Raw genomic sequence first — 25,432 nt, forward strand, 5'->3', positions numbered from 1 at the left:
AGAAAACAAGTATTCGGTATTAGCTACCGTTTCCGGTAGTTGTCCCAAGCTTGAGGGCAGGTTGCCTACGTGTTACTCACCCGTCCGCCGCTAACCATCAGAGAAGCAAGCTTCTCTTCAAGTCCGCTCGACTTGCATGTATTAGGCATGCCGCCAGCGTTCGTCCTGAGCCAGGATCAAACTCTCCAATAAAGTTATTGAAAAGAGCGATAAGCTCATTTTGAATCTGACGAGATTAAAAATCTCATTGTGCTTTCAAAATCATACAGTCCGAAGACGTGTACCAATTTTTCCAGCGTCGATCTTGCAAAGCAAGATCGTTACTCACTCGTTGTTCAGTTTTCAAAGATCAAACTTTTCTCGCTACCGAAACCGGTTCGTTTCAGCAACTCTTATATCATATCATGTCCGAACCAACTTTGCAAGCTCTTTTTTTAAGTTTCTTTCGAAGCTTATTTTCAATTGCTTGCCGCACCGTGTAAACCGTGTTTTCTTGGCCGGAATTAGAATATACCATGTATCACTACCACTTGTAAAGCATTATTTATTAAATTGAATGATTCACTCTTACCCAATGAATTATTCCCACAAAGAGTAGTACAGTCTATCAGCGCCCTCACTCTACAACCTCTGTAATTGTTCCTATTTATCATTAGATAATAAAGACAATTATTAATAGAAAGAAGCCCTCTCAGACCAAACGTCTGAAAGGGCCCATTTACATTCCTTTTATAGAAACAACTAAGGGTTATTATAAGAGTAAACCATTAGATACCTTACCTATACTCAGCTTACTTGCGCTCTACCTTATATCCCTTATCCTCAAGCAACTTCACGATCCCGTGATCCCCTAGATAGTGTGCTGCTCCAACCACGATAAAGTATTCTTCGCCTTTGCCGTTTTTCAGATAACCGTCGATCTTGTCGGCCATACCAATATTGCGGTCCACCAACATCGCTTTGTTGTACTCTTCATCATCGGAGAAGGTGTTTGTCAACTCCAGTAGTTGCTCGTCATTACCTGTTTTCCACATCTCAGCCATCTGATTCACCGAGTTGTCCAGTACATCGAAGTTATCGATTGTGGAACGCAGTGTTTTTTCCTGTAATTCTTTTGAAAAGTTATCGAACATCCCTAGCTGAGACTGATAGGATTCAAGTTCAATGACGGGGATTTTACGCTCAATCGCTTTTTGTATAAAATACAAATCTACACCGGAGGCCGCTTCCAGTCCAGCTGATGACATCTTCAGACTTCCCAGTGTACTTTCCACCACCCAAGGCTTAAACGCGTCCAGCGCGTTAGGCTCTAACCCCTTTTTCTTCAAAATATCCCCAAGCTTGCTGTACGTCTCGCTCGAAATATGATCCTTCAGGGTTGTGCCGTCTTGGTATGAACCCAAGCTCAACACGAGCTTTTGTTGTTCTTCGTCTGCCGCTTTGCTGAGATCTATTTCAACACCAAGATAGTCCGCTTCAGCAAACGCTTCTTCAAACTCTGGACGCAGCGGATAAAAACTTTTGTCTGCCACATGCATCGACCCTACCAGATACACGGTATTCCCGTTGTTCTGTACTTCCCACATAAAGCCGCGTCCACCGTTTTGAGCGGTTTCAACCGTGCCGTCGCCTTTGGATACCAGCAACACGGTTCTTGTAGCCTTATCCCAGCGAACCTCATATCCTGCAGCATCGCCAACAATACGAATCGGCGCGTAAGTGACACCGTTGATGCGAACAAGTTTGCTTTTCAGCGTTATGGTCTTGCCATTGACGATGGCTGTGATACTGTCATCGGTTGCACTCGCCAGTTTAGCATCAAGTGCATCCAGCGTTGTACGGAGTGGAACAAAAGTCGTTCCTTTTTCAACAATCGGTGCACCCGCAGTGTATGTAACAGCTTTATTGTCAACCTTAACAGCTGTGCCTTGCGGAGCAGCCATTGCCGGCACTGCCGATGCAAGCAAACCTGCGGAGATGGTAAGAGATAAGAGGACGCGTTTCCATTGCTTCATATTAATATGTATTCTCCTTCGCCGTATAAATTTTAAACCATGAGCTTGCGGATTAGAAAATCCAGCAACTTCCTATAATACGTCCAAAGATAAGCCTAGTTCCGGAAAATTTTCCAGATACTCATAGAATACAAAGAAGTATAAAAAGAACCCTGGCTAAAGCCAGGGCTACTGTAGGATTTTTTATGTACCTTTTCATGACGGATTCGCTTTTTGATAAGCATGCATTGCCGTTTGAAATTGATCTAGCGCCTCCTGATATTTAAGACGATCTTTGTCATTCGCTGCAAGTTGTTTTCGCATGATTAAATCATCCTGCAATCGTTGTACCAGGTCTTTAATCTGATCATTTGGATTCGATTTGGCTGGTTTGGGCAAAGCCACCGTTCCGGTCTGCACGGTCAGTTCTCCTTTGCTATCCACCTGACCGATTGAAACTTGGCTTAATGTCAGGTCTAGTTTACGCAGTTCTTTTTTGACCCAATCCTCACTCACTCCAGCAGACTTTAAAGTATCAGGCAAAATGTGGCCATCCATAATGATCGTTCGCGGTTCCTTTTCGGATGAAAGACGATACCCAAGCATATCTGCGGTGAGCGGTTGATATTCCTTTTTTAATAACACACTAATATCTCCGCTCTGTTCCATTACCGCGAATTCCACATCAGCCACCCGAAATACGTCCTTTTTACGAAGCTGTTCCAGAAATTCATCAATCGTCAGCCGTTCCTTCTTCAGATTTTTCTGAATTACAGCTCCATTTTCAACAAGAATCGTTGATTTTCCGTCTACAATATCCCTGAATTTTTTACTTTTCATCGTTAAATACTCCGCTCCTGCGGAGACAGAAACCCACACCAACACAGCAAGAAAACCCAAGTACCAGCTTGTGTCTGTATCCAAAGAGATGTAACCTACCAGGTTCCCCAAAGTGATACCGGTTATATATTCAAACAAGGAAAGTTCAGAGATCTGCCGCTTACCTAAAATTTTGGTGATAAGAAACAGCATGGTTACCGCAGCAAGCGTTCTAATAATAACCTCTAACCAATCTGGCACGTTGCATGCTCCTTTCCGAATGAAGTCATATTCCTCAGATGACATAACTTCATTATTAAAGGTTATAATTAACATGCGCGTCAGATTGTATGCATTGGAATGTTCAGTTTCTTGGCAAGCTAATAGACCATCTGCTTTTTTATCTAACTTGTCCAAGATGATATGAAATTTCTTTGGATGTCTCTAAAATTTTTGTCACTCATAACGCTCTTTTCTTCCTCTTTATAGAGTGCATTGGCTGTTCAGTTAGCACATGATTTGATTCCTATTTCACAAGTAGGCTGTATGATTGCTCGCTTTACTACTTATCCTTCTACGTCGAAACCAGAAGATGTTATGAAAATGGTTCATGATGACCAATACCGAAATTTCTTTTTCAGGATGTTCAGGCACGTGGTTACTATCCAAGCTACATGGAGCGCTACTTTGCCGAACGTAACATTGAAGTAATTTTTGAAAAAGAGGCTAAGGCAACCCTAAAAAATGGTGCAGTCGATTTTATAATTTTCAGCTACTACATGTCACTCATCTCCAGCTCAGACCCTGAACATCTGGAACAGACTTCTAGGAATCTGGTTTGGGGTTTGAAAAATCCACACCTCAAAGCGTCAGACTGGGGCTGGAAAATTGATGAACAGATGAAGGAGTCCATTAAAGATGGTGTTGATCTACTCGGCTATACAACCTGGAGTGCCATTGATGAGGAACTGGCTATTGTAAAAAAAGCAGTGCACATCTTCAGCTAACCAAAGAACTAAGGTTTCAATTTGTGGAAAACCATCGCTCCCAGTTTTCTTTGGAGAAGATGTGCAGCATCTTGCAAGTGTCACAGAGCGGATATTACAAGTGGCGGATGGATCGAACCAGCAAGCAGCAGCATCGGAGAGCCGAGGTCATGAAGCGTATCCGGTATCATTTCTACGACCACCAGAAGCGGTGTGGGAGCCCTAAAATTACGTATGCGCTCATCTGGAAGGGTATAGAATCTCTTCACGTACGGTCAGTATATACATGCGTCAAATGAATCTTCGTTCCGTGCATAGCCCCCGGTATCGTGTCCAGACGACGGATTCTAAACATAATCATCCCCTTGCACCGAATACGTTGAACCAGCAATTTCAAACGTCCACACCGAACACTGTATGGGTCACTGACATCACCTACATTCCCTGCCGAGGAGGCCGGTTATATCTCGCTAGTGTTTTGGATTTGTGTACGCGTGAAATTGTAGGCTGGCGCTTGTACAACCATATGGAAACGAGCCTGGTGCTGGATGCATTGAAAGATGCGTACCAGGCCATACGCCCTTCTCCGGGATTGCTCCATCACTCGGATCGTGGCTCGCAGTACACGTCAAAAGAATACGTGGAGCAACTAAAAGCATATGGCATGCAATCCAGCATGAGCCGCCGAGGAAATTGTTACGATAACGCTTGTATCGAGTCCTGGCACAGCATTTTAAAGAAAGAACTCATTTACTGTAACCCTCGATTTAAGAATCCAGAAGAGGCTTATACCGCCATCTACCAGTACATTGAGTTCTATTACAACCGCAAGCGAATGCATGGCGCGCTAGGTTACCTTTCCCCTGCTCGTTTTGCGATGAAATTTACGGACAAATCCGTAGCGTAAGTGTCTACTTTCTTGACATAGGTCCAAGAGGTAAATTTAAACTTGGACTCCAAGAGTTACTTTAGATGGTTTTTTCCAAAATATCGCTATTACGAATCCAAAAGCGATTGTAATAGCCGCTAAATAAAATGGATATGCAATCTCAATATCAAATAAAATCCCACAAATAATTGGGGCTATGACATTGGCTAAGGAGGTAAAGAATGAATTCATCCCACCTACAAACCCTTGGTCTGGTCCAGCTATACTTGCTAAATACGTGGTAACAGCTGGTCGAACCAGATCAAAGAAGATGAACGCCAACATGGTTGATATAAGTACGACGACGTAGCTATTTAAAAACGGGAAGGCTGCCGCGTTAATTGCCGACAATAATAGCACATATCGGATAAGTTTAATTTCACCCAACCAACGTGTTAATCGTTCAAACAAAGTAATCTGAATAATTGCACCAACAATGGCACCACCAGTAATCGCAATTGCAATATCTTTTGGTGTAAAATTCAATTTCACATCGACAAATAATCCGTAAAAAGATTCAAAACTCATTAATCCAAAATTTGAGATGAAAATAACAATAAAAGCCATTAAAAACATTGGCATTAAAATTTTTTGTAAATTCCCCTTACTTTTCACCATCTTGGATTCATATGTTTCTTGTCTTTTAGGCTCACGTAAAATAATCCATGAAAAAATTCCTGCTAAAATCCCCAATACTCCTGCGACATAAAATGGAGTCCGAATACCGAAATCTGCCAAAAACCCTCCAGCACCTGGTCCAATGATTAAACCCGTACTGATTGCTGCCGACATATATCCGTATGCTTTGGGCCTTGTTTCGTCTGTAGTGATATCAGCAATAAATGCAGATACCGCTGGCATAATGAATGCCGCACTAATCCCACCTAAGGCTCTTGAAATGTATAGTACAGTGACATTATCTCCGATGGCGAATAGTAGCTCTGATCCACCGAAAATAAATAGACCGATTATAATCATTACTTTTCTACCAAAGTAATCTGTCGCTTTCCCTGTAAGGGGCGAAGCAATTAATTGGGTTAAAGCAAACATGGCTGTTAATAAACCAACCGTCTTTCCACCAACGTTTAATTCGACCATTAATTTCGGGAAAACAGGAATAACTAATCCAATTCCCATAAAAGCAATAAATAAGCTCCCTAATAAAATGGATAATACTAATTTTGAATTCCTATCCAAAACAATTCCTCCTTTAAAGTACCTATCAAACACTTTAAAGGTTATAGTTAATGTAAGGTCAAGGAGATTATTTTAAAATTTTAACTTTTAATTCAATATCAAAACGTGATGCATTATTCATTTTGAAATTTAACGGATAAAAATACTCATAGATATGAGAAGCAACGTTTAATTTATGTTTTTCTACATAGTTTCTCAATTTATTGTACATCTCCATAAACTCATCTGAATGAATTGCGAATGCAATTACCGCATATTCACCGGCTTCTAATGTAATCCGCTCTATATTACTTGGTAAATACTTATCCTCAATCTTAGTTATAACAGGTATAAAAATGCTATCATATTTAATTTCTTCATAGAACTGATAGGATTCAAATGGAAGAATGCCTCCAAATATAGTTTGCTTATTGAATTGCTCATGGGATTGAACAATATTATTCAGCACTTGACTCCATACGCCTATTTCAGAAGATTCTCTAATGGTTATTTTCAGTAAATTTTGCTTCTCAAATGTTTTGATGTATACCTCTTTACTTGCAGACTCTATATATTGTTGTGTGAAATTTTGCCTCATTATTTGCAAGTTCTTTTGAACTTCGTTAATTTGTCTGATTTTATCCTCAAGTACATCTTCTTGTTTGTTTAGAAATCGAAGTAGTTCCTCCGGTGTATAGGTTTGAACTTCTTCTATTTGATTAAGAGGTACGCCTAAAAATTTAAATGCCTTGATTAAATTAGCGTCTAATATTTGACTTACACTATAGTATCGGTAGTTCGTTTTCGGATCGACTTTCACCGGTTTTAACACACCATTCTGATCGTAAAAATGGAGTGTTCGACTAGGAAGATCCGTTAACTTTGAAAACTCTCCGATGGTTAAATATTTTCGTAACATATATTACAAAACCCCTTTATCTTTGAGTATTAGTTCATTTTTATCAAAATAAAAGCCGCTATATCATAGCGACTTTTATTAGTATGGTAGTATAATAGGTGCTTTTGTAACCTACCAGATTAATTAGATGGCTAACATGTTGAGTAAATTAGTGCATGTTACAATCTGTAGGTGCTTGATTTTATATATTAGAACGTACTTATTCCCATGTAATTTTGTATTCATTAATCTTCTTATCCATATTAAACTCCATGTGTTTGTTCAGGAACAAAGCATTTAATTCTTCTGTCCTTTTTCTTCGATCCTTTTCATAATAGTAAAACGCATCCCGGTAATCATGGTCTCTTAAATTTTTTGCTAAGACCATGGCATCTTCAAGGCTGTATGAAGCTCCTTGACCTACAAAAGGATTAGCTGTATGCACAGCATCCCCAACCAGAACAACGCGCCCTTTTGACCACGTAGGTAAATTCTTCACTTCGTGAATACTTCTTGCGAAAATCTGCTCTGTGTTTTCAACAATTTCAAACAGATTGTTCGTGACTTTCCAATCTTTCATCATTTTATTTAATAACTCTCTGATCGTATGTGTAGAGGCTTTTTCAAAGTCTTTTGTTGGTAGTTTCTCGGGAGCTATTGAGAATGCTTGCCATAAGATATTCATCTTGTTTTTAGGGTGCGCTTTGCCAAAGACAAAGGACAGATTCTCGTCGTAGTACAAATAACCACTTGATTCATCCCATTCGAAATCATCAACATACGATATCCCCTGCAGTCCCCACATACCGCTATAATCCAATTTAGCGTCAGATGCTACGGCTTCTCTCGTTTTAGAAAAAGTTCCATCTGCCCCGACAACAATATCACCTTTGACAGAGGTTCCATCTTCAAAAAATGCTTCAACTGATTTTGAACTTTGATGTACTGAAATCAGCTTTTTATCATACATGATTTCGATTCCTTGACGCTGAGCTTCCTCTAAAAGAACCTTAACAATGTTGGATCTCATGACATTGATCATTGGAGATTTATAATATTTCTCATTGTAATTATAGGTTATCGATTCTATTTCATTTTGACTATTTAATTGATAAATACTTTTGATAATTGCTGAATTTGCAATAACTTTGTCTTTACATCCGATCTCAGCTAAGACATTTACACCGTTTGGAGTAAGTAAAAAACCAGCTCCTTTTTCTAATTCACCGGTTCTACCTTCGTAAACTGTGCTTTTTATTCCTGCCTTTCTCAAGAATAAAGCGGTGGCTATCCCGGCTATACCACTTCCGATAATAATGACATTATTATGATTCATGACGTTGCCTCCTTTTTCATACAGACAGACCGTTCGGTCTAATCATAATACAAAAAAAATTGAATATCAAATTTTTTTCAAAATTTTAAAAATTGTGTTATTTCACCCCCTTTAAGAAAATATCTATGGCTTTTTTGTTATAATTATTCTCTTTTGCTTCAACTTCATCACTATAATGTTTATAGTCGTTACTGATAAATAACAAGGACATAAGAAAATATCCTAACATTTTTGGGTCTTCTTTTGGATTGATTCGTTTCTCAGCTTGACACTTTTTAATAATATTAACAAAAAAATCAAGGTACAACTTGTCTATTTCCTTGATCTTCTCCGTGATCTCGTCTGATTTAAATGCACTACTGTAGAACTCTGCGGTTGTTTTATGATAATAAAGATTCCCTCTGGACTTGGCTATAAACTCTGCAAGAATATATAAAATATCGTCGGAATCAGCTTTAGTTTTTTCAACTTCCTGTTCCCATTCCTTTAACCACTGAGTAGCATCATCCTCCAGGATGTAAACAAAGAGATGTTCTTTATTTTTAAAATGATGATATAAGTTTCCCTTGCTAGATTCTGCAGCTTCAATAATTTGGTTCATTGAGGTTTCAGAAAACCCCTTGGTATGAAATAGCTTCCTGGCAGCTGATATAATACTTTTCTTTTGTTCACTCATTGAAATACTCCTTATCTATATTAAAGAATCTGTGAAAGTACACCGTATATGCTTAGCACATATCCATATGAAGAAGTTGTTTATGTTTCATTAATCTTAACAAAAGACATAGCAAATAGGCAAAACCAAACCAGGTATCTACGTTTACCTGTCTTGAGTTTTGCCAGAATTCTAAATTATTGAACCTATCTTGCTATATAATTCAATTGTGCCTATTCATTGAAGCCCTTTAGGCTCGCACCATTGGTACGAATGACTTCTTTATACCAGTGGAAGGATTTTTTCCTGTAACGCTCCAATGTCCCCGAGCCATCATCGTTACGATCTACATAGATGAAGCCATAACGTTTCTTCATCTCTGCTGTAGACGCACTTACGAGATCAATACAGCCCCAAGATGTATATCCCATTACTTCTACACCATCCTCGAGAGCTTCTCCAACCTGTACCAAGTGGTCATTCATGTATTGAATACGGTAATCATCTTTGACAGTCTTATTACCGTCTTCATCCGTAATCAGCTGATCGAACGCACCTAGACCATTCTCGACAATAAACAATGGTTTTTGATAACGATCCCAATATTTGTTGAGAGTTAAGCGCAAGCCTTGAGGGTCGATCTGCCAACCCCATTCACTCGCTTTCAAATATGGGTTCTCGATACCTGCAAACAGATTCCCTTGAGTCTCCTTACCCTTCTCTGGATCGCCGCTCTTACAAATACTTGAATAATAACTGAATGAGATAAAATCTACGGTATGTTTGAGAATTTCCTCATCCCCATCCTCAAACTTAATATTGATGTTTTTGGCTTTGAAATAACGATTCATGTATTTCGGATAATAGCCACGTGCATGAATATCCGCAAAAAGATCATTTTGCTGCTCTGCTTGCATCGCTGCAACAACATCGTCTGGATTTGGCGTGAGCGGATATGTTGGCATGCTCAGCACCATGCAGCCAATCTTCGCATCTGGCATAATCTCATGGCCCAGTTTAACCGCAAGGGCACTTGCAACAAGTTCATGATGGACAGCTTGATATAAGTCTTGGTCGGAAAGTTCTTCTTTTGGTGTATATATACCACCACTCATGAATGGTTCTTCCACAATAGAGTTGATCTCATTAAACGTCAGCCAGTACTTGACTTTACCTTTATAACGATGAAATAGTACCGTAACATAACGTTCGTAGAACTCAATCATTTTACGATTTACCCATCCATCATACGTTTTGGACAGATGCAACGGCGTCTCGTAGTGCGAAATCGTCACGAGCGGTTCAATACCGTATTTATGGCATTCGTCAAACAGATCATCATAAAATTGCAGACCTTTCTCGTTTGGCTCCAGTTCGTCTCCTTTGGGAAAAATACGAGACCAGGCAATGGATGTGCGGAACACTTTAAAGCCCATTTCAGCAAACAGTTTAACATCCTCTTTATATCGGTTATAAAAGTCGATACCAATCAATTTCAGATTATCCTCGGTGGGACCTTCTGTTCTTGGTGTTGTAACCCCATTTGGCGTTACATCCTGTACTGACAAACCTTTGCCATCGACATTATAAGCTCCCTCAAGCTGGTTAGCTGCTACTGCACCGCCCCACAGGAAGTCCTTCGGAAATGGTGACGCCATATTCATCTATCCTCTCATCATTAAATTAGTGTCACATACTTAAATCTTTACCATTTGACTTAATCACTTTTTTGTACCATTCAAAAGATTTTTTCTTCGAACGCTTCAGTGTTCCTTTACCTTGATTATCTCGATCTACATAGATGAATCCGTATCTTTTTTTCATTTCACCTGTACTTGCACTTACAATATCAATTGGTCCCCAAACGGTGTAGCCAAGCAAGTCTACGCCATCGTACTCTACAGCATCTCGCATTGCACGAATATGCTCACTTAGATATGAAATTCTGTAATCGTCTTCTACATAACCACTCTCATCAGGAACATCTACAGCCCCTAGGCCGTTTTCAACAATGAATAAAGGTTTCTGATAACGGTCATAGATATTATTCATTGTAATTCGTAATCCTAACGGATCAATTTGCCAACCCCAATCACTAGATTGTAAATACGGGTTCGGCAAACTTGGAAATAGGTTTCCTCCTATTGTATCCGTGAGTGTCGGATCAGCACTGACTACGCTGGAGGAATAATACGAGAATCCTATGAAATCAACGGTGTGTTGTTTCAATAACTCTCGATCACCTTCTTTGAATGGTAGAACAATATTTTTTCGTTCCAGTTCTTTAAGGGTGTATGCCGGGTATTCACCCCTAACCTGAACATCAATGAAAAAATAGCTCTGGTTTTCAACCTGTTTTGCTTTCCATACATCTTTTGGATCACATGTTCTGGGATATGGGGCAATGCTAGCTAGCATACATCCCACCATATTTTCAGAGTCTACTTCATGGGCAATTTTTGTAGCTAACGCGCTGGCCACCAACTCATGATGACTGGCTGTAAATTTCACTAATTCCGCATCTTCGTGTTCTTCTATGAACAATCCGGATGATAAAAATGGAGCTTCCAAAACCATATTAATTTCATTAAACGTAATCCAATATTTCACTAAGCCCTTATAACGTTTAAAGATCACCCTACATAATCTTTCATAGAAATCAATCATTTTTCGGTTACGCCAAGAACCATATTCCTTAACAAGGTGCATAGGAACGTCAAAATGGGAAATGGTCACCAGAGGATTAATATTATACTTTTGACACTCTTTAAATACGTCTTCGTAAAACTGGAGTCCAGCTTCATTTGGCTCCAGTTCATCCCCATTAGGGAATATACGGCTCCAAGCAATTGACAACCGATATACGTTAAATCCCATTTCTGCAAACAATGCGATGTCTTCTTTGTAATAGTGATACATGTCGATTGCTGCTTTGCCAGGGTAAAAATAGTTCTCGTCAAAATCAAACATCTTCGTTTTACCCATAAGAACACTGTCACGGATATCACCTGTTGGACATAAATCAACATTTGCTATGCCTCTTCCGTCCACATTGTAAGCTCCTTCAGATTGGTTAGCCGAGATTGCTCCACCCCACAAAAATCCGTCTTTAAAAGCCATTTCTCTCATCTCCTGCTAAGATAAAATTGTTAAATCAAACCTGTAAGCAAAACATCCCCTGCATTTACTTGTTTTCCTTTAGTCTCAATAATCTCAAGATAACTATCTGTATTTGTAACGATCATTGGCGTTTCAACCGAATATCCTTCTCTCTCAATTTCCGCAATATTAAATTCAGCCAATTTCTGTCCTTGTTTAACAACGTCTCCTTCTTGTACGAAGGTCTCGAAATATTTACCTTTCAGACGAACCGTATTAAATCCGATATGAATAAGGACTTCCATTCCTTCATCTGACACTAATCCAAAAGCATGTTTTGTAGGAAACAATGTAACAATCTTCCCATCAAAAGGTGCAAATAGTTCCCCGGTTACAGGCTTAATCGCGATTCCTCTGCCCAGAAGTTCTTGCGAAAACGCCTCGTCCTGAACCTCTTTAATAGGAATGACTTCTCCGTTCATAGGACTTTGCATCGTATGTTTTTTCTCAGATTTCAACTCTGGTTTGGATTCTGCTATAGATGACACTTCTATCGTTTTGTCAGAGCTTGGCTTAGATTTATCATCTTTGAACAAGAAAAGTGTTAGTACAAACGAAGCTACCATAGCAAAAACAACACCAATAATACCAATCATGAGGTTCGTGATTCCTGGGTTATCGGGATCAAACATGGTCATAAATTCAAATATGCCCAGTCCTCCAAATGTAAACTCTCTAAAGTTATAGAAGCCGTAAAAACCGCCAGCAATACCTGAAACAATACAGCTCATGATAAACAATTTTTTTCGCGGTAAGGTAATACCATAAACAATAGGCTCTGTTATACCAAATAAAGCGGATACAGCTGCCGGTATGCCGAGTGCCTTTAAATTTTTATCCTTTGTTTTAAGGATGATGGCAAGAGTAATAGCCATTTGAGAAAACGTGGTGGCAAAAGCCATAGTTAATATGTTGTCAAAACCCAAGCTTGTGATGTTGTTAATATAGACGGGGATAATTCCCCAATGCAGGCCAAATACCATAAGAATCTGCCATAGGGATGCCAGTAGAAATCCAGCTACTAATGGGCTCGCATCTCGAACAGCAAATATTCCCTGTGCTATAAGCTCTGATCCGTAGTTTGCCAAAGGACCTATCAGTAAAAAACCTAAGGTTAAAGAAATAAAGACCGTGAGCATCGGTACAATAAAGAATTTGATTACACTTGGAATAATCTTGTCCAACACACGCTGCACTTTTGATGCAAAATATACGACGATGATGACTGGAAGTACAGTTGATGTATAGTTCATACCAATCAACGGAATACCAAACACATCCAAATAGACAGGAGAGCTTATAATTGAACCGCTAAATAATGTATACAGTGGTTCTTTTGTTGCTGCTAAGGTATTCAACTGAATAGCAGGGTAACACATGGCAAGTCCAATGAGAATTCCAGTAAAAGGCTGTACTTTAAATTTATTAGCAGATGTGTATCCTAAAAACACAGGAAGAAACATAAACAATGCATCTCCCATAGCATTGATGATCATGTATGCTCCGCTATCAGCTGTATAAAGCCCCATCGCGTTAAACAAAATATTAAATCCTTTTAACATACCTGCAGCACACAGAATTCCCAAAATCGGCTGAAATAAGTTGGACACGACATCAATAAAGGCATCAAAGGGTTTCTTCTTTTTGATCTCCTTATCTATTATTGGAGCAGTTGGTTTTTCGCCCACTTTAGTCAGTTGGGTAACTTCCGAATACACCTCGGAAACATGATTGCCGATTACAACCTGATACTGCCCACCAGAACGCATGACGGATACGATGCCATCCATTTGCTTCAATACTTCATCGTTGGGTAAGGAATCGTCCCTTAGTTGAAATCTCAACCGGGTCATGCAATGAGTGAGATCAAGAACATTTTCAGCCCCCCCCACTGTCTTTACAATCTCCTCGGCCAACTGTTGATATTTTCTCATTTTATTTTCCTCCAAATTTAGCTAAAAAGCTTAGTGAAGGGTTTGGCCAACTTAATGTCACCATCCTGCGTTGCAAGAATCCTCACCTCCTTTAATGAAAACTGCTATGAATTTGTTTTGTGCACAACACGTTGGATGTGAACCGTTAGATACAATTTCTCTTCGTTTGTTAAGTTATACTGGTAGTTATTCTTAATATAAGTTTCGATTTTTCCCACACACTGGTAAGAATTCGGGTGTTTCTCTTTGATCACATCTAATAGATCTGTATCACTCTCACTCTCATGCAAGTTTCCACTGATTAATCGCTGAGCAAAAAACTTCAAATGAGTGACAAATCTAAAAAATGCTACGGATTGTTCATCAAACTCCATTTGAAAAAAATATCTAACTATATCACTGATCTCTTGAATGATTTTGGTCACTCTGTAGATGTCTTGAGTTTCTTTGGGAGTCTCAGCGTTGACAATATGCAATGCAAGAAAACCCGCTTCATCTTCAGGAAATTGAATATCGAAAGATTCCTTGATAAATTGAAGCGCCTTCAAACCAATCTGAAATTCGTCTGCATAAAATCGTTTAATATCCCAAAGCAAAGCATTTCTAAGCGATATTCCTTCTTTATATCGACTTATCGTCGAAAAAATATGGTCACTGAGCGATATATATATACTCTCATTGAGTTTTTTACCTAACGTTAACTTGGCATAGTTTATAATTTGGTCCGCCACTTCAAAATAATCGATAGGAATTTCGGACAGAAGTTCCTGGAATTTCACGAAGGCATCTTTATTAGAAAGTGAATAGATTTTATCTATACTTTGCTGATCCAGACTATCGCCAACCTTCTTCTGGTAAGCGATCCCTTTGCCCATTACAATAATTTCTTGACCCATTTTGTCGTGAGTAACTGCCACATTATTGTTCAAAATTTTGAGGATATTCATCTCATTCCCCCCTATTTTCCAAATAAAAAAGACCTGTCTGCACATCAAAAATAAACGCAACTATGGCGTAAATTAATTTTGATGTGCAAGCAGGTCTAGCTTGTAATTAAACAATCACTATCCTTAACTTACACTTCCATTGTAATCGTGACCTTTTGTTTTAGCAAGAGTGTTTTTTATACTATTTTTTTCATTTTATCTACGTTTTATACGTCACTACCTTGTTCAGAATAATACGTCATTTACATATTGCATATATCATAAATCTGTATTAGGATTAAAAATCTAACTAACGTTAGTTAGATTTTTAAAATTTTATAAATAGAAGGAGAGTTACTATGGCTTGGCTTTATCTTATTATTGGAGGACTTTTAGAGGTCGGTTGGGCGTTAGGTCTGTCGTATTCGGATGGATTCACTAAAATAGGCTTGGTTATACCAACCTTAATACTGATGGCACTTAGTTTTTTTTGCTTCTCCAAAGCCTTAAGTGTTTTGCCTGTATCCACAGCTTATACAGTTTTCACAGGGTTCGGAGCATTTGGAACCGCAGCAGTTGGAATGCTGTTCCTTGGAGATGAAGTGAGTGTACTCAAAATTTTCTTTGTCATTACATTGATCACTTGCATTATGGGTTTAAAATTTATATCTAATAAGCCTGAAAGAGAGGAAGTTAATTAATATGAGTTGGTTTTTTTTGGTGATTGCAGGCTTGATGGAAGTGGGAGGAGTAATAAGCTTAAAATTCACAGAGGGCTTCTCAAAACTGAAGCCAACCATCCTCTTTATTATTTTTATGCTTTCCAGTTTCATCTTTCTATCCGTGTCTTTAAAAGAAGTGCCTCTTAGTATCGGTTACGGCATATAGACTGGTATTGGTGCTTCAGGAAGTGTGCTCTTAGGAATGTTTGTTTTCAAAGAGCCTAGAAACATGAGCAAGCTAATCATGGTTGGTGGTATAATTGTAAGTATTGTGGGCTTAAAACTAGTCTGAGGTGGAGAATTTTTTGAATAAAGGTAAAGTAACGAGAAATAAAATAATAACAAGTGCTCTTCATTTATTCGCAACAAAGGGTTATGAACAAACCTCTATGAGGGAAATTGCCATTGAAGTGGACATCAAAGCTCCTTCACTATACGCCTATTGTTCCAGTAAAGAAGAATTGTTTGGAATTGTATGTGACTATGTTACTAATGATTATTTGAATTTTGTACGTGATCAATCAGATGAAATTTCGAGTTTTTCCGTAGACAAGAAGTTATACACGCTAATGAGATCATTGAATGAATATGTCTACGAGAATGATCTTGGACACTTTATCAATAGATATTTTCTTTTCCCTCCAGATCCATTTAGGGGCACATTTGTTCAACTCTACAAACAGACTGAAGAGGAAATAAAAAAAATTATCGGAAAAGCTATAGACAGTGAACCAGAGAGATTTATATCTGCTAACACAGTTATAGCTTCATTTATGTGTGTCATAGATGGAATGATCTTTCAGATGTTAAACTTTTCTCGTGATGAGTATGAAAACAAATTAGAAGAAACTTGGAAAGTATTTTGGAGAGGAATCCAGAAATAATCTTCAATTAATCCATATGAACTAAGTATAATTTTGTGTAAAACATAAAAAGCATAACTGATACCATCAGTTACGCTTTTTATACTTTTAATGCTAACTTTCCTTTTCTAACTAAGGCTATACTCATCATTTTTAAGATCCACTGAACTCTTTAACAGGGTTTCTACTCTTTCTAGGAATATGATAACATCTCCTACAAAGATTGAACCTGATTTGATTCTACGCAAAAACATTAATGTAAGCTCTTTTACTTCTTTTAAGGCAAGATCCTTTTTATTTCTCTTGGAAAACTTAATTATATAATGCAAATCAATATTTAATTTACTTATCTTCACAAAACGATCATTGCCGTTTGCTGTTTTCAAATCCCTCATCATACTTAAGATAATACCTATTGAACAATAAATCTCTGTGAGTTTCTTTGATCTTCTCCTATTCCACTCCTCTCTATAATTCTGTCCTATAGTATCGAATATAATAAAAGTTAAAAATGCTTCTTTAATTTTGGGCAAAAATCCTATGTACATATTATATTGATTTAATGTGTAATCCTGACCCATCATCTTACTTGCTAATCGCATAGGTTTATAAAAAATACTTGAGAAGATACCCGATGTGAAAACATCTAAGATTGAAAAAACATACAATATGCCTGCTAACCAATATAATTCTATTCTAAATCTAAAAAAGATGTACAAAATCAAAAATATTATTACCGCTGAAAAATAAAAACTACCATTTAATATCTCATTGCTTAAATTAGATATCGACCCCATGTACGCTATTAACTCTTCTACGGTTAAGTTATTGTCAGCTAGATACTCCATATACGCTTTGTTTTCATTAAGCTGCGATAGAAATATAGTCTTTTCTTTTAGAAGCTCGTGGAATATTGCTTGAGTGTTATCTGGCAGTTCATTTCCTATCATCTTAAAAGTCTTTGTGATAGTATTACCTATACTTGTTTTAGCATCAATCTCAGGTGAAAAAAAGACGTCTTCACTAAATTTATTCTCAGTAGCATACCTATAAAAAGCACTCGAATCTACTTGATTAATGGCTTGGAACAATAGCCACGTTATTCCTATACACAGTGGAAAGTACAGTACCAGCATACATAACATAATCCCGCTCTTTTTTAAAAACTGATCCCCTAGTTTCGAATTATTCATTAAATTCCCTCACTTTAAAGTTTGAAATGTTTCTGAAAGAACACAGATGGTGAGCTAGATCTCACTCATAAATGTTTACTTCTCTCACAGTCCAGTCTTTACAACAAAAACTTCAACCCCAGATGGACGAATATTCCTATTCTCACAAACACAAAAAACCCTCCTATATCCAGTGCTTGATTCCATTGTAACATGGACTCTTTTTCCACTGTCTACCATAAGGAGGGAATATTGAGTTAAAACAAATTAAAGGTCGAGAATTTAATGAATTATGCTAATCAACAAAAACGACATAATACTATAAAGCTAATTTCGCTCTGCATTTACGGAGGTTCTGTTGAAAAACCTTGATCTATCAAGGGAAAACGACATTTTAAATTAAAGTTACCGACAAAACACCATCAAGTTACCGACATTTTATTTTAAAGTTAACAGTTGTCGTTTGAATTATTAAATCTTGTACGCCTTCATCGCTTTGAACAGCTCTTTAAAGGTTGGACGTTTGCCGTACATCAGTACACCTGTGCGATAGATTTTAGCTGCAAGCCAGCCGAAGACCAGAATGGATACAGCCAGAATAGCTAGAGACGTTAGAATCTCCCAGGTTGGCGCAACGCCTGCCCCAATCCGTACCAGAATCGCCGTTGGTGACGTGAACGGAATGAAGCTTGCAACTTTGAGCAATAAAATATTCGGTGCAGAGATGCTGAAGATTGCAATATAGAATGATACCAGGGACAGCATCGTGATCGGCAGAACTGCCTGCCCCAGCTCTTCCGTACGGCTGACCATAGATCCTACAGCTGCGAACAGCACTGCATATAAGAAGTAGCCCAGAATATAGAAGATTAATCCATATACAATCACTGCAATATTAATGTCGTTCACACTCAAATTGAAATCACTTAGTACCGCGCGGTTGTGTGGCAGTAGAATATTACCCGCAATAACTGCCCCGAAGATTCCGATCTGTAACATACCTACCATGAAGATACCGATAATTTTACCAAACATTTGACTGAGCGGGGATACACTCGTGATCAGAATCTCCATGATGCGCGAGCTTTTCTCTGCTGTGATCTCGGAAGCGATCATATTACCTGTCATCATCGTAGATGTGAACAGCAAGATGATTAACAAGTACACCACGATATAATTAATCGGGCTCATTGATTTTTCCGAAGCAGCTCCAGACTCTCCATCATCCGTGCTTAGATTTTCTGCAGTCAGTTTCACAGGTGTTGTAATTAATGCCTTTTGTTCAGGCGTCAATACGTCCTTGACTACAACATCCAGCTTCACACTTTGCAGAGCAGATTCAATAGCCGTAATAATCTGAGGCGAGATGTCATCTGTGGAGTATAAAACAGGCGTTGGAAACTCCTGTCCTGTTACGGATTCAAGTTTCAAATAACCATCGATCAGACCTGCCTTCGCATCTTCTTTCAGTGCATTTTCATTCTTATCTCCACTCATGATGAAACGATATGCCTGATTGCCCTGAGCCGAGGAGAAGTCTTCCAGTTTCTGTGCCACATCCTGCTGTTCTGTTGTCAGAAGTCCGATGTTTACAGGATTCTTGCCAGAAGCTCCGCCGCCAATTGGTCCGCCATTAAATAAAGTAATGAAATATGGAACATTGAGTCCAATCGTAATTAAAAGTGCAAGTACAATGGTCGTGACCATAAACGACTTCGTTTTCACTTTGTTTTTGAACGTGAAACCTGTAATTGTGCCCATTTTATTCATTCGACTCACCTACCTCACGAATAAAGATTTGGTTAAGCGTTGGTTCCTTAATCTCAAAATGCTCCACGGTGGTCTGTGCCATCGCCGTTTTCAAAATCTCCTGAGCCGCCGTAACCTCGCTGACCTGGATCTGATATCCACGCTCGTTTTGTTCCACTCGTTTCACACCCGGCAGTTGCTCAAGTCCTTCTACCTGTCCAAGAGTACTGAGGTAAACCTGTTCACGCGGATAACGGCTCTTGATCTCTTTGATCTCACCTTGCACTACCGTATTAGAACGATGAAGTATCGTGATCTGACGACACAACTCCTCGACATGTTCCATCCGGTGTGTAGAGAACAGAATGGCTGTACCTTCGTCACGCAATTCTTTAACCGTTGATTTGAGCAGCTCTACGTTAACTGGATCCAATCCACTAAACGCTTCATCCAGAATGAGAATTTGCGGTCTATGTACCACCGCGGCTATAAAGCCCATTTTCTGCTGGTTTCCTTTGGATAATTCCTCAATCTTTTTATCATAATACTCTGGCACTTCGAACCGCTTCAGCCAGTACTTCAGACTCTCATCCGCATCTTTGGCGTTCATTCCACGAAGGCGTGCCAGATAATTAATCTGTTCGCTCACTTTTACCTTCGGATACAATCCGCGTTCTTCGGGCAAATATCCCATAATCTGTTGCAGCTCTGTATTATAAGGCTTGCCGTTGTACAGAATGTTACCGCCATCCGGGTGGATCAGACCCAGCACCATGCGCATCGTTGTGGTTTTACCGGCGCCGTTGGCTCCGAGCAATCCGTAAATCTCGCCCTCTTTTACATTAAGCGTAACTCCGTTGACAGCTGTTTTGTCTGCGTACTGTTTGACGACTTGCTTTAGTTCCAATCGGTTCATTCAGAATCGTCTCCCTTCGGTTATCTCCACTGTACGGGTGCATACCCGGCAATCCAATATTCCAGCACTTCTCCCAGTTCCAAATTGCGAATTTTGAGCACCCGGTGATCGGACAGCTCCAACCTCTCCTGCGCTTCACTCACCCGGGTTGTAATCACACGGATCAGACCATTCTCTTCCTGAAAAGATTCAACTACACCAGGAATATTCTCGGGCCGCAAATCTCCTTCATACCAGATCTCCTTCCACTGCTCAAGCACAAGGTCTTTCTCTGCCATACCCAGGACCTGCCCGCGGTGCATGAGTACGATGTAATCCGCCAGCCGCTTCACTTCATCTGCAATATGCGTGGCAATCAGAATGGTCGTGTCTCCACCTTCCATATAATCGCGGAACTGTTCGACCATTACCTTCCAGGCAAAAGGATCAAGACCGGACGAGGGTTCATCCAGAAGAAGGAGTTTAGGACGAGCAGCAAGTGCTGCGGCAATCTCGAACTTTCTTCGTTCTCCCTTGGACATCTTGGTCAGCTTCACATCACTCGGCACATCCATGTCTGTTATAAGCTGTTTGAACAGCTTCATATCCCACCTTGGGTACCAATGTGATCGAAAATCCGCTGCCTCCTGCGGCGTCATCCGATTCTCTTCAATGCCGCTATTATCTGCCACAAAGCCAATCTGTTGTCTCAGCTCAATCGGAAGTGTCCCCGAATGCTTCTCCTGTCCAAACCATATGATCTCACCACTATCCGGTAGTACAATTTGTTGGAGCATGTTAAGCAATGTGCTTTTGCCAGAGCCGTTATGCCCCAGAATGGCAACAACATATCCTTCCGGAATCGTGAGATCAATCGGCCCAATAACCCTGCGTTTACGCATCTTGGATACGCCATTTAATTGAACGGCTATGGGTTCCACCATACCTCCCCCTCCTTACTTTGAATAATTTGCTCTCAGGGCTTCCCGGAACAAAACTTCCATTTCTTCTTCTGTACACCCCACAGCTTTACCCGACTGCACCGCAGCTTGCATTGCTTCCTCCGCAGCCTTCAGCCTATAGTTCTCTCGTTCTCCTGCCTCAACCTGGGCCACAAATGTTCCTGTCCCCTGCTTCGTGCGAAGCAGACCTTCATTCTCCAGATCCTGATAGACCCGCCTAACCGTAATCACACTGCAATTCAGTGCGCCGGCAAATTCACGAATGGACGGCAAATGTGTCCCCTCCCCCAGTTGACCCGTTATAATTAACGACCTTAATTGATTTTCAATCTGGTGATACAAAGGTTCAGCGCTATTCTCGTTTATTTGAATGGGTATCCTCACATCTTGCACCTCGCCCTCCGGTACACTTCACTCACTTACCTGAACGTGCCGGTTTCATCCTTTATTCTTTTATCATTTTACTTTAGTTGCCTTCTAACTCAGATCTCTCAAAGCAAGCTTCTTCAGCGTCAATCGACTGAACACCCATAACGTTGCCAAACCTGAAATCACCGCTATCCACATGATCGGGGATACCAACCCCCACAATTTACTGTATTGAATAACGTACCAGAATCCATAATTGCCCGAGAGACGGATCAGCACAGATATCACAACGGCGATCGGTAAGAACATAAAGCTGAGCAGCAAATATTTTTTACCACTGAAGAGAAACTCTCCGTAAATATATAATCCCGTAATCAGAAGTCCATATCCTGTGCAGCTCAGCGCAAAGGCTAAATACTGATCCCATGTGAAACCTGCAGTGTGCAGTCTGACAGCATATAATGCTCCGTAGAAAAAGAGTCCATTGTAAGCGAAAGCGATCAAGGATTGCTGCAATCTCGCCCACATCACCGACTCATTCGAAATTGGAAGCCTTCGATAATAGGCGAGCATCTGTGTATAGGAATCTTCCTGTATGTAGCGGAAGGAACGTCTGGAAAAAAGAAATCCCTGAAACGGCAGCATAATTAAAAAGAACGCATCCACTACCGGGTTAATAAAATTACTTTGTTGCTGTCCTATCAACAGCACACCGCTCATACTACCTGTGTAGATCATAAATATGGCAGACCATAACCACTGCAACTTATCCTTTCTATATTCGTTACGGGTTAGCCACCACGCTTGCTTCCATGCATCCATATCTATGCCTGCCTTTCAACTGTCTTGCTTCATCTGGTTTACTGTGCTCTTGTTTTATTCACTGTATCTACTGTGTATATCAATATACACAGTATACAGACCTATCGCTTGTCCCGTCAACCCCTTTTTTTCCTGTTTCAGGAAAGCAGGATAGGAAAAGAATCCATTCTGCGATAAAATAAACACAGCGATTTTAGTGGAGAGGAATGATCACCCTATGGGATGGCTTATAGAGCCCATACTTGTTTTTGGATTTATCCTTGCGATGATCTGGCTCATCATTCGAAGTGAGCCAGATCGGGTTAAGAGCAAAAGTGATAGCAAAAGGCATTCCAGAAAGTCCAAACAGCATCATCATTCATCTGGCTCGGCTACGTCTTCTTCTATGATGACCTCTGACATTTCGACGGACTCGCATACCAGGCACACTCACGACCACCGACTCCATCATGATCACAAACATCACGATTCAGATTCTTCTTCGGGGGCTCATCATCATTCGAGCAGCGATTACGGAAGCAGTGACAGCGGTGGGGATAGTGGCGGAGGTGGAGATAGCGGTGGAGGCGGAGACTAATAGCCTCTGCCCTATCTCAAAAAGAGCTGTACCCCACACTGTGAATCAATCACAGAAGGGCACAGCTCTTTTTCTTTCTCTTTTTCTTTTCCGGTCACCTGATAGCAGAAGAGGCTCTTGTCTTACACGAGGTTGTAGCCTGTTGGCAAGCTGCGATTTCTACGGATGGCGCGAATCTCAGCCAAAGTGAGACGCTGATTGGTGGAGATCAACGACTCTACATCTTCGCCGCGGATCAAGTCATCCAAATCTCTCAGATTGGTGTTCCCGCGATAGACACGGAAGCCTCCCTGGAAGTTTGGCCGTGTAAACACCACAAGTGTTGCATTCGAACTCGTTGAAAAGAAGCGCAGGCTCTCAACCCCGTCCAAAATATTGTCCAGGTTGCGAAGTCCTGTGTTGCCACGATAAATGCGGCTTCTTCCTCTGTAGTTCTCTTCGGAATACACGGTAAGACGTGGATACGTTTGGCTGATGCTGACTGTTTTTTTCATTGTGTTTCCCCCCTCTCAAACTCATTCTATGAATGAATAAGAGAGATGGCATGGACTAATCATCTGCGAGATTCATCCATTTAAACGCCGAGGATAACTTCCCATACCGGACTTGTGTGCCCCCCCGGATAGAGCAGATATAACAACACATATACCACCGTACCTGTCAGTGCGGAGCCAAACCAGATGATAGAGGTGAATTTCCCCCAACGGCGATGTTTTCCAAAATTCTTTTTGAAGCCAAGCACTAGTGTCGAGATACCAAATACGGCGGCAACGGTAGCCAGAATAATATGAAAGATCAAAAAGATGCGGTAAAAGATCTCCATATCCGGGTCTCCGCCCCAAGCCGTATTACCTACAAATACAGTGCGGGACATGTAGATTACAAAAAAGATTAGAGCTGCGATCGCTCCCGCTACCATAGCAGACTGGTGTGCCTCACGTTTGCCACGAATAATTAAAGCCCAGCCAATCGCCACAAGTACCGCACTAAGCACAATGAAAGAAGTACTGATTGTAGGTAGCCAAAAATACATATCCATCGTGTGTTCCCCCTTTTGTCGTCACATTAAACTCACGATTTGGCGGCCGGATTGAGCGGCCCCTGCTCGTTACCACCGCCAGCAGGCGAGAGATCATCATCCTCTTCCTGTCTCTCTTTCCGATACCACTGAGCAAACACATAAGCCAGCATGGAGACAAATATACCCTCCTGGATAAACTTCATGAGAATCCCACCGACCTGCTGATCCTCCTTCGTAGAAGACAGGATATTAAAGAACGCCGGCCCTCCGAATGAACGAAGAATCGCCGAAGAGTCGCCAGATACGCAATACCTCATCGCTTCAGCCCATATAGCGGGGTTGCTATACGTCTGATACAGCGGTTCGGAAGCAAAAATAATTAATCCACATGCAGGCGTTAACAGCACCATGTTCAAAAAGATAAATCCAACCTTTGACAAGCCTGATGCTTGTCTACCCTCTGGCAGAGGGTTAAGTAACGTCCACCACATCAGCATGGATGTGATAAAAAGTACGATATAATACAACCGGTGAACGGTAAAATTCAACATGACATAATCATGCACAACGGGCAGATGATACAAGGAAAACAGTCCGTTGAACAGCACCGCCGCTACAATGGGATGCGCAAGGAAGGAAAGCTGGCGGGTAGGCAGCCAGCGCACAACACCGCGCCATACCCAAGTCGGCAAACCTTTCATCATCAATGGCGGAGCAACAAGGTAGGATAATGCCATGCTCACCATATGGAAGCTGAACATCACATGACCCAGTAGATTGAAAGGACCCGCTTGTGCCAGATATAGAGCGAATAGACCTGCGAGAAACAAGACCTTCTGTCCGGCTGTTGCTGGCTCTGCGCCCTGTACTCTCTCGCTGAACGGACCCACTAATACAAGATAGGCTGCCGCAATAATCAAAAATAAAGCAAGAATAAGCGGACTCCATAAGTCGTCAAAACTGAAATATTGCAACCCGAGCATACGGGAAACCTCCCCGTGACCTGTTTTGGTGAACATTTATTTCACTTACCACGATGTTACACTTTCTTCATGACCGCATCCTGAAACGATCCAGAGATGTGAACCTCCATCATTCACTCGCATAAAAGGGGAAAAGACGGCAGCAATACGCTGCCGCCATCTCTCTTACCACCAGACCCAGAAAAGGGCCATAATAATACATGTAAAGGCTACGAAAAATCCAAAGGCCATAAATAGTATCGGCATCAAGTGGCCTTTGTCCTTCAAGTGCATCCAGTAACCAAGCTGCACAAATACCTGCAAAATGGCCATGACAACCATAATAATAATGGTGAAGGTTGTGTTAACCCCTCCGGCTGCGGCAGCCGCAAAGGCAATCAACGTGAGTATAATGGAGAAAATAAACACGACGACATGCTTCGAAGGCCCTTCCGCACGGTGACGGTGCTTCACCGGCTGTTGATCACTTTGATCCTGAGCGGACAT

At 40.5% G+C, this 25,432-nt stretch carries 27 protein-coding genes and 1 rRNA gene; 7 read left to right on the forward strand and 21 right to left on the reverse strand.

The annotated features are described in order from the left end of the window. The 3 genes from ABIE27_RS26110 to ABIE27_RS26120 form a co-directional block, all read right to left on the reverse strand. A 16S ribosomal RNA gene (locus ABIE27_RS26110) occupies window positions 1–192 on the reverse strand; the annotation flags it as partial. Window positions 193–791: 599 nt separating this feature from the next. Then, window positions 792–2,015 (reverse strand): TraB/GumN family protein, encoded by a 1,224-nt coding sequence (locus ABIE27_RS26115; protein WP_429351892.1) that lies wholly within the window; start codon window positions 2,013–2,015, stop codon window positions 792–794. Window positions 2,016–2,210: 195 nt separating this feature from the next. Next, window positions 2,211–3,074, reverse strand: coding sequence for a DUF421 domain-containing protein (locus ABIE27_RS26120; protein ID WP_123067307.1), 864 nt, complete (start codon window positions 3,072–3,074; stop codon window positions 2,211–2,213). 359 nt (window positions 3,075–3,433) lie between these two features. On the opposite strand from ABIE27_RS26120, the gene ABIE27_RS26125 reads away from it, so the two are divergent. The 3 genes from ABIE27_RS26125 (at window position 3,434) to ABIE27_RS26135 (ending at window position 4,706) form a co-directional block, all read left to right on the forward strand. After that, complete coding sequence (locus ABIE27_RS26125; RefSeq protein WP_429351936.1) at window positions 3,434–3,820, forward strand: family 1 glycosylhydrolase; 387 nt, start codon at window positions 3,434–3,436, stop codon at window positions 3,818–3,820. A 61-nt stretch (window positions 3,821–3,881) separates the two neighbouring features. Beyond that, complete coding sequence (locus tag ABIE27_RS26130; RefSeq protein WP_429351893.1) at window positions 3,882–4,025, forward strand: hypothetical protein; 144 nt, start codon at window positions 3,882–3,884, stop codon at window positions 4,023–4,025. Window positions 4,026–4,043: 18 nt separating this feature from the next. After that, window positions 4,044–4,706 carry an IS3 family transposase gene (locus ABIE27_RS26135; protein ID WP_429351937.1) on the forward strand — a complete coding sequence of 221 codons (663 nt, stop codon included), beginning with the start codon at window positions 4,044–4,046 and terminating at the stop codon, window positions 4,704–4,706. A 36-nt stretch (window positions 4,707–4,742) separates the two neighbouring features. Here ABIE27_RS26135 and ABIE27_RS26140 read toward each other — a convergent pair whose 3' ends face one another. From ABIE27_RS26140 to licT, 8 genes are all read right to left on the reverse strand, one after another. Further along, window positions 4,743–5,924, reverse strand: coding sequence for an MFS transporter (locus tag ABIE27_RS26140; RefSeq protein WP_429351894.1), 1,182 nt, complete (start codon window positions 5,922–5,924; stop codon window positions 4,743–4,745). A gap of 67 nt (window positions 5,925–5,991) precedes the next feature. Beyond that, window positions 5,992–6,822, reverse strand: coding sequence for a MerR family transcriptional regulator (locus ABIE27_RS26145; protein WP_429351895.1), 831 nt, complete (start codon window positions 6,820–6,822; stop codon window positions 5,992–5,994). A 199-nt stretch (window positions 6,823–7,021) separates the two neighbouring features. Beyond that, window positions 7,022–8,137, reverse strand: a complete 1,116-nt coding sequence (locus ABIE27_RS26150) for an FAD-dependent oxidoreductase (RefSeq protein WP_429351896.1) — start codon at window positions 8,135–8,137, stop codon at window positions 7,022–7,024. A 97-nt stretch (window positions 8,138–8,234) separates the two neighbouring features. Next, complete coding sequence (locus ABIE27_RS26155) at window positions 8,235–8,813, reverse strand: TetR/AcrR family transcriptional regulator (protein ID WP_429351897.1); 579 nt, start codon at window positions 8,811–8,813, stop codon at window positions 8,235–8,237. A 212-nt stretch (window positions 8,814–9,025) separates the two neighbouring features. Beyond that, window positions 9,026–10,450 carry a glycoside hydrolase family 1 protein gene (locus tag ABIE27_RS26160; RefSeq protein ID WP_429351898.1) on the reverse strand — a complete coding sequence of 475 codons (1,425 nt, stop codon included), beginning with the start codon at window positions 10,448–10,450 and terminating at the stop codon, window positions 9,026–9,028. A gap of 31 nt (window positions 10,451–10,481) precedes the next feature. Then, window positions 10,482–11,912 carry a 6-phospho-beta-glucosidase gene (locus ABIE27_RS26165; protein WP_429351899.1) on the reverse strand — a complete coding sequence of 477 codons (1,431 nt, stop codon included), beginning with the start codon at window positions 11,910–11,912 and terminating at the stop codon, window positions 10,482–10,484. 29 nt (window positions 11,913–11,941) lie between these two features. Then, complete coding sequence (locus tag ABIE27_RS26170) at window positions 11,942–13,885, reverse strand: beta-glucoside-specific PTS transporter subunit IIABC (protein WP_123067278.1); 1,944 nt, start codon at window positions 13,883–13,885, stop codon at window positions 11,942–11,944. Between the two features lie 104 nt (window positions 13,886–13,989). Continuing rightward, window positions 13,990–14,832, reverse strand: a complete 843-nt coding sequence (licT, locus tag ABIE27_RS26175; protein WP_210090494.1) for a BglG family transcription antiterminator LicT — start codon at window positions 14,830–14,832, stop codon at window positions 13,990–13,992. 338 nt (window positions 14,833–15,170) lie between these two features. On the opposite strand from licT, the gene ABIE27_RS26180 reads away from it, so the two are divergent. The 3 genes from ABIE27_RS26180 to ABIE27_RS26190 all read left to right on the forward strand — a co-directional run bounded on the left by ABIE27_RS26180 (window position 15,171) and on the right by ABIE27_RS26190 (window position 16,417). Beyond that, window positions 15,171–15,512 carry a DMT family transporter gene (locus ABIE27_RS26180; protein ID WP_429351900.1) on the forward strand — a complete coding sequence of 114 codons (342 nt, stop codon included), beginning with the start codon at window positions 15,171–15,173 and terminating at the stop codon, window positions 15,510–15,512. A gap of 1 nt (window position 15,513) precedes the next feature. Beyond that, window positions 15,514–15,699, forward strand: a complete 186-nt coding sequence (locus ABIE27_RS26185) for a DMT family transporter (protein WP_429351901.1) — start codon at window positions 15,514–15,516, stop codon at window positions 15,697–15,699. Window positions 15,700–15,838: 139 nt separating this feature from the next. Beyond that, a complete protein-coding gene (locus ABIE27_RS26190) occupies window positions 15,839–16,417 on the forward strand; it encodes a TetR/AcrR family transcriptional regulator (RefSeq protein WP_161557076.1) in 579 nt (192 codons plus the stop codon). 107 nt (window positions 16,418–16,524) lie between these two features. Here ABIE27_RS26190 and ABIE27_RS26195 read toward each other — a convergent pair whose 3' ends face one another. From ABIE27_RS26195 to ABIE27_RS26220, 6 genes are all read right to left on the reverse strand, one after another. Beyond that, on the reverse strand, window positions 16,525–17,589 hold the full coding sequence (locus ABIE27_RS26195) for a hypothetical protein (protein WP_429351902.1): 1,065 nt from the start codon (window positions 17,587–17,589) through the stop codon (window positions 16,525–16,527). A gap of 450 nt (window positions 17,590–18,039) precedes the next feature. After that, window positions 18,040–19,338, reverse strand: a complete 1,299-nt coding sequence (locus ABIE27_RS26200) for an ABC transporter permease (RefSeq protein ID WP_123067284.1) — start codon at window positions 19,336–19,338, stop codon at window positions 18,040–18,042. Further along, window positions 19,331–20,233, reverse strand: coding sequence for an ABC transporter ATP-binding protein (locus tag ABIE27_RS26205; RefSeq protein WP_123067285.1), 903 nt, complete (start codon window positions 20,231–20,233; stop codon window positions 19,331–19,333). Before ABIE27_RS26205 ends, ABIE27_RS26200 begins: the two co-directional genes overlap by 8 nt. 20 nt (window positions 20,234–20,253) lie before the next feature. Then, window positions 20,254–21,156, reverse strand: coding sequence for an ATP-binding cassette domain-containing protein (locus tag ABIE27_RS26210; protein ID WP_192895172.1), 903 nt, complete (start codon window positions 21,154–21,156; stop codon window positions 20,254–20,256). 12 nt (window positions 21,157–21,168) lie between these two features. Beyond that, window positions 21,169–21,558 (reverse strand): GntR family transcriptional regulator, encoded by a 390-nt coding sequence (locus ABIE27_RS26215; protein WP_123067309.1) that lies wholly within the window; start codon window positions 21,556–21,558, stop codon window positions 21,169–21,171. 93 nt (window positions 21,559–21,651) lie between these two features. Next, a complete protein-coding gene (locus tag ABIE27_RS26220) occupies window positions 21,652–22,365 on the reverse strand; it encodes a hypothetical protein (protein ID WP_123067286.1) in 714 nt (237 codons plus the stop codon). 217 nt (window positions 22,366–22,582) lie between these two features. Between ABIE27_RS26220 and ABIE27_RS26225 the strand changes: the two genes are divergently transcribed. Beyond that, on the forward strand, window positions 22,583–22,942 hold the full coding sequence (locus ABIE27_RS26225; protein ID WP_429351903.1) for a hypothetical protein: 360 nt from the start codon (window positions 22,583–22,585) through the stop codon (window positions 22,940–22,942). A gap of 122 nt (window positions 22,943–23,064) precedes the next feature. Here ABIE27_RS26225 and ABIE27_RS26230 read toward each other — a convergent pair whose 3' ends face one another. From ABIE27_RS26230 to ABIE27_RS26245, 4 genes are all read right to left on the reverse strand, one after another. After that, window positions 23,065–23,436, reverse strand: a complete 372-nt coding sequence (locus ABIE27_RS26230; RefSeq protein ID WP_154960588.1) for a hypothetical protein — start codon at window positions 23,434–23,436, stop codon at window positions 23,065–23,067. A gap of 80 nt (window positions 23,437–23,516) precedes the next feature. Further along, window positions 23,517–23,981, reverse strand: coding sequence for a DUF420 domain-containing protein (locus ABIE27_RS26235; RefSeq protein ID WP_123067288.1), 465 nt, complete (start codon window positions 23,979–23,981; stop codon window positions 23,517–23,519). A 32-nt stretch (window positions 23,982–24,013) separates the two neighbouring features. Next, window positions 24,014–24,946, reverse strand: a complete 933-nt coding sequence (gene ctaG, locus ABIE27_RS26240) for a cytochrome c oxidase assembly factor CtaG (protein WP_429351938.1) — start codon at window positions 24,944–24,946, stop codon at window positions 24,014–24,016. Between the two features lie 165 nt (window positions 24,947–25,111). Then, window positions 25,112–25,432, reverse strand: a complete 321-nt coding sequence (locus ABIE27_RS26245) for a cytochrome C oxidase subunit IV family protein (RefSeq protein ID WP_090918552.1) — start codon at window positions 25,430–25,432, stop codon at window positions 25,112–25,114.

The sequence above is a fragment of the Paenibacillus sp. 4624 genome, assembly GCF_050435065.1.
Taxonomy (GTDB): Bacteria; Bacillota; Bacilli; order Paenibacillales; family Paenibacillaceae; genus Paenibacillus; species Paenibacillus amylolyticus_D.

Coding starts and splice junctions, on each gene's coding strand:
- ABIE27_RS26180 (WP_429351900.1), top strand. CDS start 15,171: ATGGCTTGGCTTTATCTTATTATTGGAGGACTTTTAGAGGTCGGTTGG.
- ABIE27_RS26155 (WP_429351897.1), bottom strand. CDS start 8,813: ATGAGTGAACAAAAGAAAAGTATTATATCAGCTGCCAGGAAGCTATTT.
- ABIE27_RS26185 (WP_429351901.1), top strand. CDS start 15,514: ATGAGTTGGTTTTTTTTGGTGATTGCAGGCTTGATGGAAGTGGGAGGA.
- ABIE27_RS26200 (WP_123067284.1), bottom strand. CDS start 19,338: ATGAATAAAATGGGCACAATTACAGGTTTCACGTTCAAAAACAAAGTG.
- ABIE27_RS26115 (WP_429351892.1), bottom strand. CDS start 2,015: ATGAAGCAATGGAAACGCGTCCTCTTATCTCTTACCATCTCCGCAGGT.
- ABIE27_RS26210 (WP_192895172.1), bottom strand. CDS start 21,156: ATGGTGGAACCCATAGCCGTTCAATTAAATGGCGTATCCAAGATGCGT.
- ABIE27_RS26195 (WP_429351902.1), bottom strand. CDS start 17,589: ATGAATAATTCGAAACTAGGGGATCAGTTTTTAAAAAAGAGCGGGATT.
- ctaG (WP_429351938.1), bottom strand. CDS start 24,946: ATGCTCGGGTTGCAATATTTCAGTTTTGACGACTTATGGAGTCCGCTT.
- ABIE27_RS26205 (WP_123067285.1), bottom strand. CDS start 20,233: ATGAACCGATTGGAACTAAAGCAAGTCGTCAAACAGTACGCAGACAAA.
- ABIE27_RS26225 (WP_429351903.1), top strand. CDS start 22,583: ATGGGATGGCTTATAGAGCCCATACTTGTTTTTGGATTTATCCTTGCG.
- ABIE27_RS26145 (WP_429351895.1), bottom strand. CDS start 6,822: ATGTTACGAAAATATTTAACCATCGGAGAGTTTTCAAAGTTAACGGAT.
- ABIE27_RS26160 (WP_429351898.1), bottom strand. CDS start 10,450: ATGGCGTCACCATTTCCGAAGGACTTCCTGTGGGGCGGTGCAGTAGCA.
- ABIE27_RS26170 (WP_123067278.1), bottom strand. CDS start 13,885: ATGAGAAAATATCAACAGTTGGCCGAGGAGATTGTAAAGACAGTGGGG.
- ABIE27_RS26150 (WP_429351896.1), bottom strand. CDS start 8,137: ATGAATCATAATAATGTCATTATTATCGGAAGTGGTATAGCCGGGATA.
- ABIE27_RS26245 (WP_090918552.1), bottom strand. CDS start 25,432: ATGTCCGCTCAGGATCAAAGTGATCAACAGCCGGTGAAGCACCGTCAC.
- licT (WP_210090494.1), bottom strand. CDS start 14,832: ATGAATATCCTCAAAATTTTGAACAATAATGTGGCAGTTACTCACGAC.
- ABIE27_RS26235 (WP_123067288.1), bottom strand. CDS start 23,981: ATGGATATGTATTTTTGGCTACCTACAATCAGTACTTCTTTCATTGTG.
- ABIE27_RS26165 (WP_429351899.1), bottom strand. CDS start 11,912: ATGGCTTTTAAAGACGGATTTTTGTGGGGTGGAGCAATCTCGGCTAAC.
- ABIE27_RS26220 (WP_123067286.1), bottom strand. CDS start 22,365: ATGGATGCATGGAAGCAAGCGTGGTGGCTAACCCGTAACGAATATAGA.
- ABIE27_RS26230 (WP_154960588.1), bottom strand. CDS start 23,436: ATGAAAAAAACAGTCAGCATCAGCCAAACGTATCCACGTCTTACCGTG.